This window comes from Ruegeria sp. H6 (assembly GCF_056532975.1).
In genome coordinates this window covers 372,680-394,616 of record NZ_JBQFOA010000001.1, presented here as the reverse complement: position 1 = coordinate 394,616, position 21,937 = coordinate 372,680, and the positions used below count along the sequence as shown (strand labels likewise).

Annotated in this window: 16 protein-coding genes; 9 read left to right on the top strand and 7 right to left on the bottom strand. The window is 58.8% G+C overall.

Features of this window, described 5'->3' with window-relative positions; translation table 11 throughout:
- The first annotated feature begins 6 nt into the window (after positions 1-6).
- From ACR0AG_RS01865 to ACR0AG_RS01830, 8 genes are read left to right on the top strand one after another with little or no spacing between them, the layout of a single operon-like run.
- Positions 7-1,119 carry an ABC transporter ATP-binding protein gene (locus ACR0AG_RS01865; protein WP_480835866.1) on the top strand — a complete coding sequence of 371 codons (1,113 nt, stop codon included), beginning with the start codon at positions 7-9 and terminating at the stop codon, positions 1,117-1,119.
- A complete protein-coding gene (locus ACR0AG_RS01860; protein WP_480835863.1) occupies positions 1,116-2,615 on the top strand; it encodes a GMC oxidoreductase in 1,500 nt (499 codons plus the stop codon). Before ACR0AG_RS01865 ends, ACR0AG_RS01860 begins: the two co-directional genes overlap by 4 nt.
- Positions 2,612-4,204 (top strand): GMC family oxidoreductase, encoded by a 1,593-nt coding sequence (locus ACR0AG_RS01855; protein ID WP_480835860.1) that lies wholly within the window; start codon positions 2,612-2,614, stop codon positions 4,202-4,204. The genes ACR0AG_RS01860 and ACR0AG_RS01855 overlap by 4 nt, the downstream gene beginning before the upstream one ends.
- On the top strand, positions 4,201-4,515 hold the full coding sequence (locus ACR0AG_RS01850) for a Dabb family protein (RefSeq protein ID WP_480835856.1): 315 nt from the start codon (positions 4,201-4,203) through the stop codon (positions 4,513-4,515). Before ACR0AG_RS01855 ends, ACR0AG_RS01850 begins: the two co-directional genes overlap by 4 nt.
- 39 nt (positions 4,516-4,554) lie before the next feature.
- Positions 4,555-5,571: a LacI family DNA-binding transcriptional regulator gene (locus ACR0AG_RS01845; protein ID WP_480835852.1), complete on the top strand. Its 1,017-nt coding sequence runs from the start codon at positions 4,555-4,557 to the stop codon at positions 5,569-5,571.
- Between the two features lie 15 nt (positions 5,572-5,586).
- Positions 5,587-6,750, top strand: coding sequence for a Gfo/Idh/MocA family protein (locus ACR0AG_RS01840; protein ID WP_480835849.1), 1,164 nt, complete (start codon positions 5,587-5,589; stop codon positions 6,748-6,750).
- Positions 6,751-6,771: 21 nt separating this feature from the next.
- Positions 6,772-8,868 carry an FAD-binding protein gene (locus ACR0AG_RS01835; RefSeq protein ID WP_480835846.1) on the top strand — a complete coding sequence of 699 codons (2,097 nt, stop codon included), beginning with the start codon at positions 6,772-6,774 and terminating at the stop codon, positions 8,866-8,868.
- Positions 8,869-8,885: 17 nt separating this feature from the next.
- Positions 8,886-9,791 carry a sugar kinase gene (locus ACR0AG_RS01830; protein WP_480835843.1) on the top strand — a complete coding sequence of 302 codons (906 nt, stop codon included), beginning with the start codon at positions 8,886-8,888 and terminating at the stop codon, positions 9,789-9,791.
- A 149-nt stretch (positions 9,792-9,940) separates the two neighbouring features.
- On the opposite strand, the gene ACR0AG_RS01825 is transcribed toward ACR0AG_RS01830, so the two are convergent.
- From ACR0AG_RS01825 to ACR0AG_RS01795, 7 genes are read right to left on the bottom strand one after another with little or no spacing between them, the layout of a single operon-like run.
- The gene (locus tag ACR0AG_RS01825) at positions 9,941-11,362 is read right to left on the bottom strand and encodes an AMP-binding protein (RefSeq protein WP_480835841.1); all 1,422 of its coding nucleotides are present in this window, start codon (positions 11,360-11,362) and stop codon (positions 9,941-9,943) included.
- On the bottom strand, positions 11,355-12,200 hold the full coding sequence (locus ACR0AG_RS01820) for a hypothetical protein (protein ID WP_480835838.1): 846 nt from the start codon (positions 12,198-12,200) through the stop codon (positions 11,355-11,357). Before ACR0AG_RS01820 ends, ACR0AG_RS01825 begins: the two co-directional genes overlap by 8 nt.
- Entirely contained in the window at positions 12,197-13,528 is a 1,332-nt protein-coding gene (locus tag ACR0AG_RS01815) for a hypothetical protein (RefSeq protein WP_480835836.1), read from the bottom strand. Before ACR0AG_RS01815 ends, ACR0AG_RS01820 begins: the two co-directional genes overlap by 4 nt.
- Positions 13,525-14,625, bottom strand: coding sequence for a BtaA family protein (locus ACR0AG_RS01810; RefSeq protein ID WP_480835834.1), 1,101 nt, complete (start codon positions 14,623-14,625; stop codon positions 13,525-13,527). Before ACR0AG_RS01810 ends, ACR0AG_RS01815 begins: the two co-directional genes overlap by 4 nt.
- A complete protein-coding gene (locus ACR0AG_RS01805) occupies positions 14,618-17,074 on the bottom strand; it encodes a PEP/pyruvate-binding domain-containing protein (protein ID WP_480835832.1) in 2,457 nt (818 codons plus the stop codon). The genes ACR0AG_RS01810 and ACR0AG_RS01805 overlap by 8 nt, the downstream gene beginning before the upstream one ends.
- Positions 17,071-17,982: a UbiA family prenyltransferase gene (locus ACR0AG_RS01800; RefSeq protein WP_480835829.1), complete on the bottom strand. Its 912-nt coding sequence runs from the start codon at positions 17,980-17,982 to the stop codon at positions 17,071-17,073. The genes ACR0AG_RS01805 and ACR0AG_RS01800 overlap by 4 nt, the downstream gene beginning before the upstream one ends.
- Positions 17,979-19,217: a hydroxymethylglutaryl-CoA reductase gene (locus ACR0AG_RS01795; RefSeq protein WP_480835826.1), complete on the bottom strand. Its 1,239-nt coding sequence runs from the start codon at positions 19,215-19,217 to the stop codon at positions 17,979-17,981. Before ACR0AG_RS01795 ends, ACR0AG_RS01800 begins: the two co-directional genes overlap by 4 nt.
- A gap of 495 nt (positions 19,218-19,712) precedes the next feature.
- On the opposite strand from ACR0AG_RS01795, the gene ACR0AG_RS01790 reads away from it, so the two are divergent.
- A complete protein-coding gene (locus ACR0AG_RS01790) occupies positions 19,713-21,878 on the top strand; it encodes a TolB family protein (protein WP_480835823.1) in 2,166 nt (721 codons plus the stop codon).
- Positions 21,879-21,937 lie beyond the last annotated feature (59 nt).

Here is a 21,937-nt window from a genome sequence, read left to right as displayed (position 1 = left end):
GGTCTCATGGGATTTCTGGACATAGACAACGCGACCAAATCCTACGGGTCGGTCGAGGTGCTGCACAAGGTCGATATCTCGGTGCAGGAGGGTGAGTTTCTGGTGCTTGTCGGCCCGTCTGGCTGTGGCAAGTCGACCTTGCTGAACATGATCGCAGGGCTGGAAGAGATCACCAGCGGCGAGATCCGCATCAAGGATCAGGTGATGAACGGGGTGCACCCGTCGAACCGCAACATCGCCATGGTGTTCCAAAGCTATGCGCTCTACCCGAACATGACGGTTGGGCAGAACATCACTTTCGGGCTTGAGATGCACGGGGTGCCCAAGCCAGAACGCGAAAAGGCGATGCAAGAGGTCGCCAAATTGCTGCAGATCGAGCAATTGCTTGACCGTAAGCCCGGTCAGCTGTCAGGCGGTCAGCGTCAGCGCGTTGCCATGGGCCGCGCGCTGGTGCGCAACCCGGATGTGTTCCTGTTCGATGAGCCGCTGTCTAACCTCGACGCCAAACTGCGGGTCGATATGCGGACCGAAATCAAAAAGCTGCACCAGAACTTGGGCACCACGATTGTCTACGTCACCCATGACCAGATCGAGGCGATGACGCTCTCTAGCCGCATCGCGGTGATGAATGGCGGCTACGTGCAACAACTGGGCTCACCGCAGGAAATCTACGACACGCCGGCCAATATCTTCGTGGCAACCTTCATGGGCTCGCCCGCGATGAACGTGGTGCCTGCCAAAGTCACCGTTCTGAACGGTCGCCCTCATGCCGAGGTTGCGCTGCATGACGGGTCGATGGCGCAGCTGCCGTTCAGCCAGGACAATCTGGCCGCCTGGGACGGGCGCGATATCCTGTTGGGTATCCGGCCCGAGACGATCACGGATATGGACGGCGCCGACCGCAAGTCGACAAACATCGCGCAGATGACCAACCGGATCGTGGTGACGGAACCTGCCGGCTCGGACACGTTTGTGTCGATGCAGTTGGGCGGGCGCGATGTGATCGCCCGGATGCGCTCGGACGCCGAGGTGGTGCCGGGTCAGGATTTCGCCTTTGCGGTGAACATGGAAAAGGCCGTGGCCTTTGATCCGGAAAGCGAGATGCGGATTGTTCCGTGACCCATGCCGACGTCATAATCATCGGGTCGGGTATGGGAGGGGCAACGCTGGCCGCCGCGCTGGCGCCGTCGGGGCGCCGGATCTTGATCCTTGAACGGGGCGCGCATCTGACACCGTCGGACCAGGACCGGGATGCACAGGCGATCTTTGGCGAAGGCGTTTTTCGACCAAAGGAAACCTGGCTGGATGGTCGGGATCAGCCGTTCAATCCCGGCAATTACTACTATGTTGGTGGCAACTCGAAATTCTATGGCGCAGCACTGATACGCTATCGGGCGGAAGATTTCGAACCCATCCAGCACCGCGACGGATCAACCCCGGGCTGGCCGATCACATATGATGAGCTGGAGCAAGATTACCAAGCCGCCGAGGTACTTTACGGCGTGCGCGGTAGAGTGGGCGAGGACCCGACCGAGCCGCATCATTCCGGCGATTATCCTTTTTCTTGCGTACCGCATGAGCCGGATATTCAGGCCCTCAAAACCCGGCTAGAAACCGCGGGGCTGACGCCGTCGACCATTCCCCTCGGGCTTGATCTGGAGACATGGCTTGCGGCTGGGCAAACAACCTGGGACGCGTTTCCCAACACCTGTGCCGGGAAAATGGATGCCGAGACAGGCGGTCTGAAACAGGCGTTGAAGCATAGGAATGTCGAGCTGAAGACCGGCGCATGTGTAACGCGGCTTGTCGCCGGATCGGGTGGTCAGATCACCGGCGTTGAGGTCGAAGGAGACGGGGAAAACCACACGCTGACCGCGCCGATCATCGTGCTCGCCGCAGGCGCGGTTCAGTCCGCCGCTTTGCTGTTGGCCTCGGCCAATGAGAACCACCCAACCGGCCTTGCCAATGGATCTGATCAGGTCGGGCGCAATTTCATGAACCACAATTGCTCTGCGGTGCTGGCGCTGCACCCCTTTCGGCGCAACCGGTGCGTTTATCAGAAAACCCTGATGGTCAATGATTACTATTTGCAGGATGGGAAGGGTGGTCCCCCGTTGGGCAATATTCAGATGCTGGGCAAGATCACCGGCCCCATTCTGGCCGCGACCTCATCCTTGCCCGGATGGCTGGCCTCGTGGGTCACCGCGCGCAGCTTTGATTTTTATGCGATGTCCGAAGACCTGCCCAACCCAGAAAGCCGCGTGACCCTGAAAGATGGGCAGATACGGCTGGATTGGCAGCGATCCAACTGGAAGGCGCATCTGGAACTGGTCCGGTCGCTCAAGCGCAAGCTGCGCAAGGCTGGCTTTCCGGTTGTTGTGTCCCAACCTTTTGACCGTCGCACGCCGTCTCATCAATGTGGCACGGCGCGGATGGGATCGGACCCGGGCACAAGCGTGGTCGATCCCTATTGTCGAAGCCATGATCACCCGAATTTATTCATCGTGGACGCGTCGGTCTTGCCAACGTCCGCAGCGGTGAACCCCGCACTGACGATTGCAGCGCTGGCCCTGCGAACGGGGCGCCACATCCAGAAAAGAGAATGGGCAGCATGACGGCAGGATATGATTTCATTGTGATTGGTGGTGGGTCCGCAGGGTCCGTTATTGCCGCGCGCCTGACGGAAAACCCCGACATACGGGTTTTGCTGCTTGAAGCTGGTGGCAGTGACCGTCATCCGTTTTTCCACCTGCCCGCCGGGTTTGCAAAGATGACCAAGGGCATCGGATCCTGGGGGTGGAGCACGGTGCCCCAGCGGTCGATGCAGAACAAGGTTTTCAACTATACGCAGGCCAAGGTCATTGGCGGCGGTTCCGCGATCAATGCGCAGATCTACACTCGAGGTGCCGCCCAGGATTATGACGAATGGCGTCAGGCCGGGTGTGAGGGCTGGAGCTATGAAGAGGTCCTGCCCTATTTCAAGAAGTCCGAGGACAACGACAGTTATAGCGGCAGGTATCACGGCACCGGCGGGCCGCTTGGTGTGTCGATGCCTGCCGCGCCTTTGCCGATTTGTGATGCCTTCATCGAAGCAGCCGGCCAGCTTGGCATTCCCAAGACCATGGATGTGAATGGCGAAAAGCAGGACGGAGCGGGGTATTATCAACTGACCCAACGCAACGCGCGCCGGTCATCGGCTGCAATGGCTTTCCTTGCACCCGCCAGATCGCGGCCCAATCTGACCATCCAGATGAACGCTCAGGTGCGACGCATCACCGTCAAGGCCGGGCGCGCCACCGGTGTCGAGATGATCGACGGCACCGTGATCACCGCAGATCGCGAGGTGATCCTGTCATCCGGCGCGATCGGCTCACCGCGTCTGTTGCAGCTTTCGGGCATTGGCCCTGCCGACCAGCTGAAGGCCCTGGGGATCGCCCCGGTTCTTGATCAGCCCGGCGTCGGCGCGAACCTGCAGGATCACCTTGATCTCTACGCGATCTGCGAGGTGACCGGACCCCATACCTATGACCGGTTTGCCAAGCTGCACCTGTCCGCATTGGCCGGGCTTCAATACCTGTTCACCCGCAAAGGGCCCGTGGCCTCAAGCCTGTTCGAGACCGGGGGGTTCTGGTATGCGGATGAAAATGCCCGCTCGCCGGATATTCAGATGCATCTTGGCCTGGGCACGGGGATCGAAGCGGGGGTCGAGGCGATGCCCAACGGCGGCGTCACGCTGAATGCGTGTCACCTCAGGCCCCGCTCTCGGGGGACGGTCAGGTTGCAAAGCAGCAACCCCGCGGACATGCCCCTGATTGACCCGAACTACCTGTCTGATCCTTATGATCGCGAGATGTCGATCCGCGGTCTGAAACTGGTGCAGGAGATTTTGGCGCAGGACGCCCTGAAACCCTATGTTCTGGCCGAACGTTTACCGGGGCCGGACGTGAAGACAGATCAGGAATATTTCGATTTCATCTGCGTCCATTCAAAGACGTCGCACCATTGCGCGGGAACCTGCCGCATGGGCAACGACGCCGAGGCTGTTTTGGACCCGCGCCTGCGTTTCAACGGGATCGACGGGTTGCGCGTGGCCGACGCGTCGGTGATGCCGACAGTCAACTCATCTAACACAAATGCGCCTTCAATCATGATCGGCGAGAAAGCCGCCGACATGATCAAGGAAGACCAGGGGGTCCTGTCATGATCAGACATATCGTCTTGACCAAGTTCAAATCCGAGACACCAGAAGAAACTATCACCGGAATTTACAACGGTCTGTCCGCATTGACCCACAAACTGCCGGGTGCGCGCAATTTTGTCGGCGGTCGGTCGGAAAGCCCCGAACAGATCGAGCGTGGGTATATGCACGGCTTCGTCATCGACTTTGACGATTGGGCGGCGCTGGAAACCTATCAGAACAACGACGAACACAAGGGCTTCGGCGGTCAGCTTGTCGAAAACGCGGTAGGCGGAATTGACGGTATTCTGGTGTTGGATTTGGACGTAAACCCGTGAACCGGGAAGGCCGGAAAACCGAAAGGCGCAACAGGTAGCATGGGACACAGACCAACCATTCTGGATGTCGCCAAAAAGGCGGGCGTTTCGAAATCGACCGTCAGTTTGGTGTTGCAACGCAGCGATGCGGTCAAGGCCGAAACCCGCGATGCCGTCCGGCAGGCGATTGCAGACATCGGCTATGTCTACAACCGGTCGGCCGCAACCTTGCGCTCTGCTTCATCCGGATTAATCGGGCTGGTGATCAACGACCTGCGCAACCCGTTCTTTACCGAATTCGCTGCACTGTTTCAGATGGAGCTGGCGCAGAATGGGTTCGCCACTGTTCTGGCCAATACCGACGAAGACCCGCAGTTGCAGTTGCAAATGATCTCGACCCTGGCCGAACACGGCGTTTCCGGGCTGGTGATCTCTCCGGCTTATGGCAATGAAACGGAAACGCTGGCGCTGTTGGAGGCATCGGGGATCCCGAGCTTTCAGGTTTTCCGAAGCCTGGATGGCGAGAGCCCGGTATTGCCGTTCTTTGCACCGGACTATCAACGCGGAAGTCGGCTGGCGACCGAGCATCTGATGCGATCCGGCTGCAAACGCATCGCGTTTCTGGGAGGGCTTGAGGGCCGGCCCGTCACACAGGAACGCATGAGCGGCTATCTTTCGCTGCTGAAGGAAAACGGTATGACACCTCTTGTGCTGACCGGTGAATCCACGCGGGCATTTGGCAAGTCTATGGCGTCGAGGCTTTTGTCGGACTACCCCGATGTCGACGCGGCCATCTGCTTCAACGACATGGTTGCGCTGGGTGTTTTGTCAGGTGCTGCCGAATTGGGTGTCGAGGTGGGCACGCGTCTGCGTGTCGTGGGCTTTGACGATATCGAGGATTGCCAGGACAGTACCCCACCGCTGTCGTCTGTGTGCTGCAACATCCCCGAATTTGCCCGCTCGACCGCTGAGCAGGTTCTGAATTGGGTCAAGGCGGGTGATAGGCCTGCCGAACACGCCCGCAGTAGCGTCCGGCTTGTCGAACGTGCGTCAAGCAATCGCCAAACAGCACCATAGAAGGAAGGAACAGCAATGAACGAAGTCAAGGTTGCGGTTTTGGGTGCCTCGGGTTGGATGGGCAAGGTCCATACGATGGCGTATCAGACCTTTCCGCATTTCTTCGGTACCAGCAACGGGACTGCCAAAGTGGTGGCTGTGGTCGTCAATACCCCCGATGCCGACCCCGATCTGCGCCATCGCGCGCCGGAGGCGAAGATTCTGCAGAAATGGCAGGAGGCCGTAGCCGACCCCGAGGTCGATCTGGTCGATATCTGCCTGCCGGACAATATGCACTATGAGGTTGCCAAAGCAGCACTTTTGGCCGGTAAACACGTCTTTTGCGAAAAACCCCTGGCGGACACGGCTCAACAGGCGCGCGAACTTGCCGATATCGCTGCGCAAAAAGGGCTGATCACCCGGGTCGGCCACGCTTTTCCCAGAAACCCGGTGCATGATCTGGCGAAAGAGATCATCGAGGGTGGTGAAATCGGAGAAATCACCCTGTTCAAAGGCTGTCAGCATGTCGACGTTTTTGGCGATCCGTTGGCCCCTTACATGTGGCGCGCCAATGGTGATCTTGCACCCACCGGGATTGTCGGTGACACCGGATCGCATGTATTCAGTTTCATGGATTTTCTGGTCGGGCCCGTGAAGTCTCTAATCGCTGACAATTACATCGTCACCGAAAAACGCCCGGTTGTAGATGGCTCTGGAATGGGCGAGGCTACCAACCTGTCCGGCAATGAAAACTGGGAACCCATCACCAATCCCGACGGCACGAATATCATCTGCAAATTTGCCAATGGGGCTCGGGGTTTGGTGGATTTCAGCCGCATCGCGACCGGTCGCAAGTTCCAGCAGAGTTACGAAATTTACGGCACCAAGGGCAGCCTGGCCTATTCCTATGACGAGGTGAACCGACTTCGGTTTTATTCCAATGATGACAAAACCGGGCGGCGCGGGTATCGCGAGATTGACGTCGGCCCCGAACACGAAACTTTCCGCGCGTTCCTGCCGTTGCCGAATTTCGCCCTGGGCTATAACGAAAGCAAGATCATCGAAGCCGCCGAGGTCATCAAGTCGATCACCACCGGGCAACCGATGTGGCCGACCTTTGAGGCGGGACACCATATTTGCCAGATTGTAGATGCCTGCATGGAGTCGTCGCGGCTGAAACACTGGGTCGATATCGACTGATATGCCAGAGGAAACAAACCCGTGAGTGTCAATGTCCCCCAGCATATCCTCGATGCCCTGACAGATGTGGCGATGCCGCGCCTGAACCCCGAGCCCGAGATATCGACCTGCGAAATAGCGGGCGGGTATGAAATACCTGTGCAGCCCTGCGGCAGTCTTGTTGTCGGCAGCGGTGCGGCGGGGCTGCGTGCTGCGGTTGAACTCAAACGCCGCGGTGTGGATGTCACGATCATCTCTCAGAGCGCTTGGGGTGGAACCTCGGCCTGTTCCGGCTCGGACAAGCAAACATTGCACACGGCCAACACCAAAGATCACGGCGATGATTTTCAGGACATGGCGGCCTCGATCCGCGCAGGTGGGGCCATGGACGAAGACACGGCCTATATCGAAGCGGTTGGGTCAATCCGGGCCATGGCGTCATTGCAATATCTCGGGCTTCCTTTGCCGCAAGACCACTTTGGCGGCACGCTGCGCTACCAAACCGATCATGATGAGGTCGGGCGCGCCACCAGTTGTGGCCCGCGCACCTCGCGACTGATGGTCCAGGTTCTGGCCAAAGAGGCCATTCGCCTGGGCATCCCGTTTTTCAACCACACAACCGCTGTGAAGGTACTGACAACCGGGCAGGGTGCGGGGAAACGGGTGGTGGGCCTGTTGGCAATTCGCCCTAAGGCCAGCTCGGACACGAACCCCTATGGGCTGACGCTATTTCGGTGCAACACGCTCGCATTTGCTGCCGGAGGGCCCGGAGAGCTTTACCGGGACAGCGTCTTTCCGAATGGCTGTTTCGGATCCCTAGGTCTGGCGCTTGAGGCGGGCCTGGAACTGACCAACATCACGGAAAGCCAGTTCGGCATCGGCACCCGCCGCGAGGGGTTTCCCTGGAACCTGTCGGGTACGTATGTGCAGGTCATACCGTATATCTATTCGGTTGATGACGCGGGTGCTGAGCATCATTTCTTGCCCCGGTACTACCGGACCACGCAGGAAATGGCGTCGAACATTTTCCGCAAAGGCTACCAATGGCCTTTCCACGCGACCCGAATGCTGGACCATCAAAGCAGTCTGGTCGATCTCGCCATTTTCAAGGAAACCCAAATGGGTCGGCGGGTTTTTTTGGACTTTAACCGAAACCTGTTACCTGTCCCCGGAGATCAGCCCTTCAGCCTTGAGCGGCTGGATGAGGACGTGCGCAATTATCTTGAAAACGCCGGTGCGGATCAGGCCTTGCCGATTGATCGGCTGCGCCATATGAACCCGTTGGCGATTGAGCTGTATAAACGTTACAAAGTTGATATCACAGCAGATCCTTTGGAGTTTGCCGTTAACAATCAACATATGAACGGCGGGATTGCCGTGGATATTTGGGGCCGCACAAATGTCACCGGCATCTATGCGATTGGTGAGGCCGCAGGCACCCATGGTGTGACACGTCCGGGAGGGTCGGCTTTGAATGCAGGTCAGGTTTTCGGGACCCGCGTGGCGGAACATATCGCAGGCAGCGATGTGGCCCTTGGTGGGTCAGCCACCGACACCGGGCATGCCCTTGACGCCGCCGTTTCGGAAATTGAGGCCACGCTCAACCCCGAAAGCCGGCAAACCGCAACGTCCATTCGGGATGAGGTTCAGGCCCGGATGAGCGATCATGCGGGTATCATGTGTGTGCCTCAACAGGTGTCATCTGCCCTGACCGATGCAAAACAGCTCAACCGCAGCATCCGTCAGGACGGTATCGCCTATCGTCGCAACAGTGAGGTCGGGCGCGTGTTGCAATGGCAGCAAATGGGCCTCGCCTCCGAGGCGGTCCTGACGGCTCTGGATCACTTTGTTTCGCAAGGTGGCGGCAGCCGGGGCGCGCGTGCGATATGCGATCTGGACGGGGATGCTCTGCCACAATCTGCCAACGGTCCGATACCCGAGGCGCGGTTTCGGTCCGAAAGAGAGGCCGACAAGAACGACCAACTCATCGTGCATCTGGACGGCGAAACCATCGTGGTTACGACACGCCCCATTCGCCGGTTTGACGAAAAAGCCCAAAGCTTTTTTGAACGCGATTGGCCCGCCTGGCTGACCGGGGCGATCTACGATGATGACAGTGGAGATGGCGCAAAGTGCTGAGTTTTTCATCCCAAAAAGTGATCGCGATCGGCGAAGCGATGATCGAGATGGCTGATCTGGGCAGCGGGACCTATAAGCGTGGCTTTGCGGGCGATACGTTCAACACGGCCTGGCATATGGCGCAACTGCTTGGCGATACCGCGCCTGTCGGCTTCGCAACAAAGGTAGGTGTTGATGCGGTCTCGGCGGCGTTTGTCCAGCAGGTGCAGGAAGACTGGCTTAACCCCGACGTGATCGGCCGTGTCGATGACCGCACCATGGGTCTTTATATGATCGAACTGGATGGGGTCGAACGCAGTTTTCAGTACTGGCGTGATGCATCGGCAGCACGGCTTCTGGCAGAGGATCCGGACTGGCTGTGTCAGGTTGTACAAGGCGTCGGCTTGATCCACCTGTCGGGAATTACATTGGCCATCCTGTCCCCCAAGGCGCGAGATGTGTTGTGGGACGTGCTGGCCAAGGCGCGTTCGGATGGTGCATTGGTTTCTTTTGATCCGAATGTCCGACCCAGGCTTTGGGCTTCGGCAGAGGAAACCCGCGAAACGCTGGCGAGGTACAATCAAATCACTGACATTGCGTTGCCCAGTTTCGATGATGAGCATGCCTTATGGGGAGATGTTTCGCCCATCCAGACGGTTGAGCGACTAAAGTCTGCGGGCGTTACCGAGATCGTGGTGAAAAACGGCTCGGACGCTGTGAGGGCGTTTGCGTCAGGTCAGATGACAACGGTCGAGACGCCTGAGGTCGATGGTATTCGCGACACATCCGGTGCCGGGGACGCGTTCAATGCGGGATACCTGACCGCGCGGCTGGTTGGCCAATCGCAGGCCACAGCAATCGCATGGGGCCAACGGGTCTCGGGCGAGGTGATCCGCCATTTCGGCGCGCGCATACCCAAAGCACATGTGCCTGTCCTACTGTGAAGGTAGGGTGCTCTGGATCAGCATGATCCGCAAAGACCTGCCCGCGTTGCGTATCGGATGACCGTGCCCCTGACGTCCGCGTCGATCAGTGTCGTGTAACTCGCCGGATCGCTCGATGCTCTGCTCTCGCATCGCGTGTGAGGACTGATCTAAGCTTTGATCATGTCCTCAAGTTTCGCGCGATCGACTTTCGAGGCGTGGCGCTTGTCCATAGGGATAGCGGCTACCGAAATCACAGTGGGAACGCCAAAACCACGGGCAGAGTTCCGCCAGTCTTCAAGGTGATCCGCGGACCCCTGGACGCAAAGTACGGGGCCTGCCTTGGTGTTGATCAATGCGGATCGAACGACGCCGGGCCATTGCTGCGCTGCAACTTCAATCGCAAAGGGAAACAGCGTGCCTGAACTGACTTCGATTTCGGATCCGACCCGCCCCCATAGCCATAAGCGCCCGTCATCATCCAGCGTACCAGCGTCACCGGTCCGGTGCCATATGATGTCACCTTCCTTGATCTTGTTTACCTCTGAGTGGGCTGGATCCAGGTACCCGTCATTCACATGCGCCCCGGCGACCTGAATCTCAGCGTCGCGAATGCGAAGCATGACCTCGGGCACCGGGTGACCAACAAGAAGACCCTTTCCGGCAGCCATGTCGTGGTGATCCTGTGCCGAGATGTCGGTGGCGTTGAGATGGGCAATCGGTTCCGCCTCGGTCGATCCGTAGACGCAGATAACCGACAGCTTGTGGCGGGTTCTTAGGGCCTCCACCAGGTCTGGAAACACCGGGCCGCCACCGGTGAACACAGTGTGCAAAGGCCCGGTATCGCAGGATTGAACCAGTTTTTCACACAGTGATGGCGGTATGAGGGCGCGGGTGACGTGTTGTGCCCGAATCCAGTTTTGCAACTGCATGGGTGACAGACGGTCCAGCTTGCTGAGCCTCCAATTGGGCAAAACGCTTGTGCGCCCGGCCGCAAGATTGATCAGGGTGAACACCGGGAAAGCAACCAGATCGCGTTCCGCCTTGTCGCTGTCGAGAAGGGGGGCGATGGCATCGTGCTGCGCCATCAGAAACGCATGCGAACGCGGTATGGCTTTGGGCTGGCCGGTGGTCCCGGAGGTAAAAGAGATCAGGGCGGTATCGTCCGGCTGCACCTTGTGTACCGCTGGCTTGCGCTGACTTTCTCCGGGGGTCAGCAGGGGAAGTGTCCAGAGGTCTGGAATCAGAACCTTTAGCAAAGAATACAGGCCCGCGGCACAAAAGGCTTTGGGCTTTGTTGTCCGGGCGGCGTGGCGCAGGCCGGACAACCCCATTGCGGGTTCGGGCAAAACAACCGTGGCACCAAGCGACCAAAGGGCGGCCAGGCTTGCATATAGATCCGCATTGACGGGCATGGCCAACAGCACCCGATCCCCTGGCCGGATGCCCTTGTCCTGCCACCGGCCCGCCAGGTGCTGAACGCGCCTATGAAGGGCCTGAAAGGTCATTTGGCGACCTTTGCCATCCACGATGGCGATCCGGTCCGGATCCCGATCGACCGCAGCGGCGAAGTGGGACAGCAGGTCAGCCATTCAGCTTGCATCCCAGCAGGGAATAGCGACGGAAAATCGTGGCGCCTTCGGCTGCACTGCGGTCGGCAGAGGTGTTGTCATCATGGATCAGCGCATGAATGGCGGTGTCGTATCCCATGCTGAACGCGGCCCTGTGAAACCGGTGGGCCAGGTGGCGCCCGGCGCCCGGTTCGAGGCTTGCATAGGTCTTGAGGATCGCCGAGGCCGGATTGGGGCCTTCGGCATAGTTGGGAATGCCAAACAGAAACCCGGCCAAGGTCCCGTCAGGGCGGCGCGCAAAAAGGATCAGCTCGCGCTTCATCATCGGCACAACCGGCATATACATGGTCAGGAAATCTGCCTCGGATATCGGTTTGTAGAACGCGTTGCCGGAAAATGCGCGGGTTGACAGGTCGAAGACCTGACGGAACAGCGCCTCGGGGTCTGTTCCGTCCCACTCTTCCACCACGAAACCGTCACTTTCCGGCGGTGCTGACCCGGCTGCAGCTTGCAGCGACACCCGGGCCGAGAAATAGCGGCTGATCTCGGTGAATCCTGCGGATCGGAACACCTCAGGCTCATGCGGTTTGTTGGTGGGTTCCATCAGGAATGGCGCGGACCCATCGCTGTCCGAGACGAACCGGTAACTGTGCCAGGTATCGCCTGACATCGGCCCGATGATGCGATCCAGACCTGCGTCTTGCACACGTTCCATCCCTTTGCGCAGGATTTCGGCTCCGGCTTCGGGTGTTTTGCACGAAAAATCGCCAAATGTAGCGGCGGGAGTACCATCCCAGTTCGGACCGCTCAGATATACGGTCAGCTTTGCATCTGTTGTTTTGATGGTCTCTTTGGTCATGAAACGGCTCCGGCAACGAACCCCGCGCCAAGCGATCCGGCAACAGCCCAAATGTAATAGAGCAAGGGTGGGACAAGGGCCAACAGGGTCAGCCTGAGCACCCGGTCCTTTTCGAACCAGTGTGGTCGGGCCAACGGCAGGGTGGCAGTGCAAGTTAGCAAAAACAGAGTCAAAACCGTCAACGGCTCGGCCCAGTTGGACGTCTGGGAATTCTGGGAAACAACCCAGGTTCGAATGAAAAACAGGGCAACCGCAGCAAGGGGTATGGCAAAGGGAACGGACCTCAGCGCCAGGGCCGTCAGTCCCATGGTCAACCCCATTGCGCTGAGGCCAAAAAAGGTAACCGCATCCCAGCCGGTTGCATTCCCGACCGCAAGCCAGCCAAATCCCAAAAGCCCCAGCGCGGCCACGATATCCAGATCGGGATACTTGCTGTCACAGGGCGACGCGGTGCGCGCCCAGAGATGCGCGGCCAGAACCATGATCGGCAATACCGTGTTCTGCAGTTTTGCGGCGGCCAACAGCAAAAAGACCGCGACGACATAGACGCGGGTTGCATGTTTGGTCAGGCCCAGCTTGGGGCCCACCACTCCGAAACTGACGAGGGCTGCAAAGAACATGGCAGCCAACAAAGCAAGCTCTGCCAAAGAGCTGTAGTAGTGGCTTTTCAGAAAGATCAACAGGCCAAGCGGCAGGAACAGGTTGTCAAACCCCCGCCAACTTTGCGCCTCGACCAATGTGCCAAATGCCGCAACCATAAGGCACAGCATCAGGATGTTTGAGGGAGGAAGTGTCGACAGGAACAAAAAGCAGATGATCGCAACCAATAGGGTTACGACAAAAAACACCACTGAGCCTTCCAGGCTCTTGTCGCCATCTTCCACGACATAGCGTTTGGTTCCATAGGTGGTTCCGGCAAGGGCCGCGGCAGCATCCGCCAGTGTCAAAACCGCGATTGGCAGGATGTAGAACAGCGTGGTGTCCCTTGCCAACAGGAAGCACAGCCCAACCGAGAGGGCGAGCAGAAAGTCACCGTAGGAGGTGCGGTCCACACCATGCAAAGTCGCGCCCAGGCCCGATGAAAAACGCGGCAGGCGCAGCACCAGCATCACCAGGCTTGTGGCCGCGATCAGCATGTAAACCGGCCAGCGATCGGGAAAGAGCCAGGGCAGGAGCAACGCGAACAGGCCGGTGCTGACATGCATAAGCTTGCGTTGCACTTCGGGGCTCAGGCCTGCTGTACGGGCCAGATGGCGTATGCCCATCATGACGCCGATCAGGGCCAGCACGGACCCTGCTGCGAGCAGGATTTGCCCGGCTACGGTCACGCCTGAACCTCTTCGACGACGAAATCGGAATAGAAAAAAGCCATGTCACGGGCTTTCTGCTGCATTTCGATGTCGGTCAGAGTGATGACTCTGTCGCTGAATTCCGGGGCGACACGCCGGGGTGCCATCATGTTCCAATAAACCAGCCGGGCGTTCGGCTCGGCGGCGGCCAGGATAGAGCTATAGACCTGCGGGAAGGTTTCAGGGGACATGTATTCGAAAATGTCGGACAGGTTGAAGCCGCTGGCCTTTTCGCCGGTCGACACAAACGCCTCAAGCGACCCAAGACGGATATCCAGACGATCCAGCCGGGATCGGATCGTCTCATAATGCTCGGGGCGCCACGCCATTGGCAGAGCCTCGCCGTGATCGCCCTTGAGAATCCAATGTAGATAGGGGTTTTGCGAAGGATCTGTATCCACACCCGCGTGACGGATGCGACGCGCCACATGCTGGGCGGGGCTGCCATCGACATGGTCAAAGAACGCACTGTCGCGGCCCATACGCCCCATGACAAAACGAGAGAAGAAGATGTTCAGCAATATCCGCCATCGGACCGTGTTGAACCTTGTGTCGAAGAAAACCTGTCGCTCGGCAGGCGGGCGGGGGACAAACACTGCGTCAAGGGTTCGGCGAGAATGCACAAGCGGCAGCAGCCAGGTTCGAAAGATGCGAAAATAGCGTTCGAACTTGCCGACACCGCCGATACCGTATTTTTTGACATCCCTTTCCAGGGTCTGCCAAAAGGCGCGTGTTTGGTCATCTGTGGCGTTCAAGACGCGGCTCAGCAATGCACCCCGCCGGGTGCTGGGACGCGAGCCTGTGAGCTCGATGAATTCGGGGTGGGACAGCGCCCGATAGGCGGCGACCCTGAGGTTGAGACAGGCGATTTGGGCCGGGGATAAGTCCAGAACCACAACGCGCGCAGGATCGAGCGTCAGCATCGCCAGCGCATTGTCCCCGGCCGAGCAGATGGAGACCAATGTCTTACCGGCGCAGTCGCCCAGGGCAGAGGTGAGGACATCTGCGTCCTCCCACAATTGGGCATAGCGGATGTGGTCGAAATCCGCTTTGCTCTCAATCTCGCTGCTACCCATCGCACCGCTCCACCGCGCCGCTTGCCCCGTCGACCCGGATCACCTCGCCATCTTCGATCCAGTGCGTGGCACCTTTCAGACCGACCACGCAGGGAATACCCAGTTCGCGCGCAACAATAGCCGAATGCGACAACAGCGATCCCCGCTCGACAACGATTGCGGAGGCGTTTGAAAACACGGCGATCCAGCCAGGGTCGGTATGGCGGGCGACCAGAATGTCGCCGGGGTTCAGGGCCTCGGTGCGCGGGTCGCGGATCACCCGCGCGCGCGCCTTGATCTGCCCTGCGGAACACCCTGTGCCGTGTTTCACACGCGCTGCGTCCACCTCGGTTTCTGCGTTGTCGGACCAGACCGGCGCGATAGCGGGACCACGAATTTCGATACGCTCCGGCGGGTCGGGGCGTCGGGCCGCGGCCTCATCTTCGTGTTTGCGCCGCGCGACTATGCTTTTCAGGTCTGGTGACAGGCTAAAGCCCTCAACCGCGCCGAGAACTTCGGGCGTTGTCAGGAAAAATATGTCCCTTGGCGACGAAAGCAGATCGCGGGCGGCAAATTCCCGGCCAATGCCCAAAAACACACGACGGGCATAACCAAAGATGCGCGTGCGCTCAAAACGCAAGTTTTCACGGTCGCGCACCCGCGCCTTGGTCCAGCTCAGAATCCATTTAGCTAAATACCGTTTGACGGGATTTGACGGAAAGAGCGCCTTCCAGTCGGTTTCAGCGCCCTCCTGTCGCACTACGGGCGGACGTTCGGCGCTGGCGGCTATAGCCAGCAAAAGACTGGTCGGGTCATCCCGCAACGGAACGCTTTCCAGTTTGAGCTCTTCCGTGCACCGGTCGCCGAATTTCTCAAGATACGCATCAACCTCGACTTCGATGGGCCGGTGCCCTGACAAAACCGAAAGATGCGCGTTGGCCTTTAAAGGTTCGGTAAGCCCGGCCTGCCGAACCAACTCTCCCATCCGGGCGATGCGCTGTGCGGGTTCTGCCGATACAATGTCACCTTGCCCGATCATGAGGTCATTGTGCAGGGTCAACCCGTCCTCGCCCAGCCACTTTTGCAGCAAATTGCGCGAGCCGCCAAAGGCAATCATGCACAGAAAATCGTTGATCAGCGGGGCATCCCATCGATCCAGCAACGTACTTTCGATGCGACGATATTCGGCGGCCAGTTCGGTGGCATTGGCGGCATCCACATCCAGCCCCGTCTGCAATATGTCGTTCAGCCGGTGGTAAAAGTCTCGTCGGGTGCGCGGCAGGCGGATGGCCTGCCAGATCAGACCGCCCGCAACCTTGGTCAGTTTCGCGTATTCCACGACCTTGCCCCAACCGGTGGCGGGGGGCGGAGCCAAGGCATCCGTGACCTCACGCGGCATCGGCACGGAAACGCCCATCATCGTTTCCATATAGTCGCGGTTCAGCGAGAACCCCGGCAACAGCGCCAGCGCGCGATACCAGTTGATCAGATTGTAATAGGCGCGCCCGTCCACCCGCCCCAGCAAGTTGTCAAATACGGTGGGGTTCCCGGCGACCGTGTGCCGGGGGACACCCAACAGCCTGACGAATGCGCGATAGACCTGAGAATACACATGCAGCGCAAAAGAATAAGTCAGCGGGCTGACGATGCCCGGATAGCTTTCGACGATGTTGGAATTGTCGAAAATGGTCAGCGTCTGATCGTCGAGCGGTGCAGGGCGCAGGGCCGTGGTGATCGGTCTGGCCTGCAGAATATGCAGGCCCTGTGCATCAATGGCCCATTCGATGTCCTGCGGGGAACCGAACAGCGCCTCGGCCTTTTGGGCAAGGGCCGCGATCGAGTGTGCCTCGGGCACGGTCAAATATGCGGGCGTATCAGGTGCGTCTATCAACCCGCCTTTTGCGTCAATGACCCAGTCCTCTCCGTCCGCTTCACCTGACACAAGCTGTTCTGCAAGCCCATCAATGGCAGAAATCACCACCACATTGCGCCTGCCACTGACCGGGTCGGCGGAAAAGGCGACGCCTGCTGCTTTGGCATCGATCATACGCTGGACGATGATGGCTGGGGGTTCGGCCTCGCCGCCGGATTTGACAGCGCGGTAGGTTTCGACCGTTGCCGAGAACCCCGATTGCCACACCTGCTTGGCTGCCGCGATTACACCTTTGCCCGGTACATTCAGAACAGTTTCAAACTGCCCCGCATGACTGTGGTCCACGCCATCTTCGGACCGGCCAGAACTGCGCACCGCATAAGGCCCGGGCCCAAGTGTTTTCAGCGCGGCAGTGACGGCAGCTGACAGACCCTTTTGCGCGACGGGCCCGGATTGCCCCATGCGAAACGCGTCATTGGTGATGACAAAAAACGCGGGCGGGGAAAATCCATGCTGAGTCAGATGCGACAGGGCCGCGGCTTTCCCACCGACAACCGAGACATCGTTGGCATCTGTTTGGGCGATGATGAATGTCATGCGGCGGTTCCAATCAGGAAGGGCAGGAAGCCAGCCGTGGCGTAGCAAAAAAACACCCACAGGCCGGACACAGTGTCCATCCTGTTCTGGGCTGTCACGGTTGGCGCCTGAGAATAGCGAAAGATCGAAACTCCGCAGGGGATCAACGCAAGCGCGCCGATCAGCGCTGTCGACCAGCCCACTCCGGTGGCGCTGCCTGTGCCGACAAGAAGCGTGTAAGACAGCAGGACACATCCCATCCAGATGCGCCCCGCCTGACGTGGCCCCCAAAGGCCCGAATAGGTGTCGACCCCGTCGATTTCGTTTTCGGGAGCCCATAATTTGCGCCCGATCTCAAGAACACAGCCATTCACGAAAGACAGCGCCAGAAACAACCATAACGAAGGTGCGGCCCCGCCTGCCGGTAGCCATTCCAGACCGGTCAGCAACAGATCAATCAGCGGCATGATCGCCATATGGCTAAGCAGGTAAAGGATCGGTCGTGCCTTCAGCCAGGCGGGAACGCCGAATTCCATGGTCATTGCCGCCAACCAGACCCAGACCACGCCCAAGAGCCACAACACCGAGGGATGCCAGAGCCAGGCGGCGGCAAGCGCCAAGGGGATGGTCAGCATACCCAGGTTCAGAACTTCTCTCTGTGACACCAGGCCGCGCGGGATCGGTCTGTCGGGCCGATACCGCCGGTCATCCTCGATATCCTTGAACTCGTCACAGACCCGCATCTGAAAGAACAGTGCCATGGCCAGTACAAAACCAGCGGCAAAAGCGGGCCATTCGGGCAGGGGGCGGTCTGCTAGACGGGCGGACACGCAGATGCTGGCTGCGGAAAACACCAGCAGCAGGGGGACGGTTTTTTTCAGCGGAAAGCGCTCGGATTGATAAATCCAAAGCCGGTTCAGATAACTCATCTTTGGCGGGCCAGACTTTCATGGGCCCGGGTGAAATGACCCGCGGCAATTGCCGCAACGATCGAGATTTCACCGCAAAGACATGTGGCTGCAGCAACCTCGGCCAGCGCCGTGCCACAGCCGCTGCCCCTGAGACCCAATATGTTCAACGCCGCCGACTGACTTGGCAGGCCGGTGCCACCACCGACCGAGCCGACCAATATGTTCGGAAGCGTGACCGAGCAGAAAAGGTCCTCTCCGTTCGGTTCCATCCGGGTAACACCCATCGCACTTTCCGCGACGCAAGCCGCGTCCTGACCGGTCGCGATGTAGAAGGCAGCCAAGCCGTTGGCATAATGCGCCTGCGCGCCGAACTGGCCTGACAGATGCGCCCCAAGATTGGCGACACGCCCATAGTTGAGCATCGCGTCGACCGTGGTTCCCAGCGTCTTTTCGACAATCTCAGCGGGCAGGGTGACCGAGGCGCTGACCTTGCGCCCGCGCCCTGTCACCAGCCCCAGTGCCGAGGCCTTCTTATCGCCCGAGAAATTCCCTTCGATATACCAGTTTTCGATCCCGACCGGGCAGTTGTCCGCGATGGCGTGGCACAACGCGTCGGTGGCGATGGTCACCATATTCTGACCCGCCGCGTCGCCTGTGGTGTAGCGGCAGATCAGAAAGACAACGTTGGTGTCAATAAAGGGTTCCAGCGAAACGAGTTTGCCATGGCGGGTTGTTGCTTCGGCCACGGATTGGAGCATGTCGACATGTGTCACAACCCAATCGACAAATTGCCCGGCCTTCAGCAGGCTCTCGAACACAAATGCCGGGGTCCGCAATACACCTTCGTACAAAACAGCCGTGCTGATACCGCCCGACCGGGTGGCCGCATATGCGCCCCGGGCATAAGAGGCGACCAGCGCGGCCTCGGTTGTGGCCAATGGGACATGAAAATCGCCGTTTGCGTTCATCCCGTTCAAACGAAGGGGGCCGATAACCCCGATTGGCAGTTTTACCGTCCCGATAAAATTCTCAATATTGGAGCCATAGGTTTCGGCGTTTTCGATGGTCGCCGGATCGGCGATCTGTGCCTGATCTTCTGCGCTGGCGGTGGCTTTCAACTTGTCCCAAAAACGCAAGACCATCTCTTTGGTCGGTTTGCGCGAAGGGCGCAGTGCCGCAAACTCGGCGTCATTGGGCGCCATCTGCTGAGGTATCTGATCGGCATCAAATCGTGCTTTAATGCGTTGAAGCATTTCCCGAACGTGAAATGGAATGACCAATAGCGCGCTCCAATGGATATTCTGAACTGACGTGTTGCAAACAATAATCGATGCGAGGGCACGTTATCAGTCGTTTGCCTGAAATCCAGCCCAATGTTGATCTACCAAGTGTTTGATCCCAAAGGGTCTCGCATTTACCGCAGTTGAGCGGGATTTAACCCATCCATCCGCCGATCCACTCCACCCATGGTGGTACTGGGCTGATGAGCGGAAACAAGCGTGTTGGCGCGGTACCGCCGGGGCTGTCTTGAAATCGACATCGATACCAGTCACCTTAATCCTAAGAGTGTTTTCCCGGGAAGCGCCGGTTGATGCTCGATAGTCTAGTGGTATTTTTCGCCGCGCAGAATTGACTAAGAATTTGATTTTTAAGCAACTAATTTTCAGCATTAGGATTGCCCCATGCCCTCATTTTTAAAGGTTTCATTCCTCTTTTTGACCGTCCCAACTGTTTTATACGCCGATGATTTGTCACGGGTCACCGTCGATATCGACGGTGTTCAGGCCGACCAACTCAACGTGAATGCAGAGCTTAGCGCTGACGGTCGGCTTGTTGTTTTCTCGTCTCGCGCGACCAATCTGGTGCCCAACGATACCAACGATGCCGAGGACGTTTTTGTAAAAGACCGCCTGACCGGAGAGGTCTTTCGCGTCTCGGTCGCCTCTGACGGAACCGAAGGCAACGGCGACAGTTCCGGCGGGATGGGTGCGGTCCTTGTGGTCGGAGGCATGTTTGTCAACCGCCCAGATATCACCCCGGATGGCCGTTTTGTGGCCTTCGCCTCGGAGGCGAGCAACCTTGTTCCCGGCGACACCAATAACAGCCGTGATGCGTTTGTTCATGACAGAGTGACAGGCATCACCGAACGGGTCAGTGTCGCCTCTGACGGCTCAGAGGCAACTGGCAACGTGCACCCAGTCGTGTCGATCAGCGATGATGGTAACCTTGTCGCATTCGCATCGGTGGCCAGTTACGATGGCAGCGATACGCAGGACGACGACCAGATTTACCTGCACGACCGTGCCGCGGGCACAACCACGCGCATCACCTTTCCCGATCCGGATGATCTTGTGCAGGACAGTTCATACCCCGATGTCAGCGGAGATGGCAGCCGGGTTGTTTTTGCCAGTGCTGGCAGCGGTCTGACGGATGATGATCCTGAGTTCTTTGGCGTGTACCTTTTTGACGTTCTCAGCGGTGATATCTCATTGCTGTCGACCCTGCCCGACGGAACACCCGCAGACGGTACAAGTGGATACCCGCGCATCTCGCGCAATGGGGAATTCGTATCATATTACAGCTTCTCGGATGCGATTGTGGATGATGACGATAATGGGCTGGTCGACCTTTTCCGGCATGAGATCGCAACGGGTGAAAATATTCGCGTCAGCGAGGCCATTGATGGTACGCAGGCCGATGACGACAGCTATTTTGCGGCCATCGGGCCGAATGGCGACCGGGTTCTGATGATCAGCAGGGCAACCAACCTGCTTGATGCACCGATCGTCAACGATCAGCATACGCAAGTCTTCCTGCGTGATCTTGCGGCAAATACGATGACACTCGTTTCTCATGGTCTTGGCGGCGAACCGGCAGAATTCTCTTCGGTTGGTCCGGCGATCTCTGGCGACGGCAGCGTTGTCGCATTCACGACCCGTGCGGCCAATCTGGTCAACAACGATACCAACCGCACCACTGACGTCTTTGCCACAGGTGACTTCGCGCCCGAGCCCGAACCGCAGAGGTTCGAATACGCGACCAAAGTGGTCTGCGGCGTCATCCGCCCAGGCGAAGCGCCCCGCTTGGCGCCGGGGTTTTACGCCACATCCGTCAATATTCACAATCCCGGCGTGGACGAGGTTTCGTTTTTCAAGAAACTGGCCCGTGCAATCCCCCCGGGCGGCCAGGTGCCGGGTGGCATCTTTCCGATCGGCACCGATACGCTGGCCTATGACGAGGCGTTGAACAGCGATTGCGTCGATCTGCGCACGCGTCTCTTTCCTGAATCCGACCCATCAGATTTCTTCGAGGGCTTTCTTGTCGTGCAAAGCCCCGAGGCGCTGGATGTTACGGCGGTCTATTCGACCGCCGGTTTGGATCGCAATGGGCAGGTTGCGGGCCATAGCTCGATCGATGTCGAGGTGATTCCGGCGCGCGACCGCGCAGAAGGCTGCGACATTGAACTGACCAAGGAGGTCAGCGAACCGTTTCCGCCTTTGGATATCGGAGGCCTCCGGATCCGAGCGCTGCGCTATGATATCGGATTTACCCATTCGTGTGACTTCGAACTGACCGAGGTCGAAATCACCGATGTCATCGAGACCGAGATTTCCGAGGGTGCGTTGGCTGCGATCCCGATCATCCCGCTTGTTGAGCCGGTCATTGTAGAGCCGGGCGGGACCTTTCAAAGCGTTGATTTTCAGGTGATGCCGGACACCACCTCTCAGGCGACAATGCGGGCAGAGTTCGATGATATTGGTCCAGGCGAAGACGGGCTTTTGGCCTATTGGGTCATCGGTGTGGAATTTGGCGACGTTTACGGTGGGCTCGTGCGTAACACGGCAACCGTCTCAAGCGACGCCTTTGAATCGAGTCTCGACAACAACACCGCCAGCACAGAGACCCCGTTCTGAACGACCCGGATGGGTGGTCCTGCCTTCCGCACCTATCGCGGCCGGGCTGACAAGGGCCG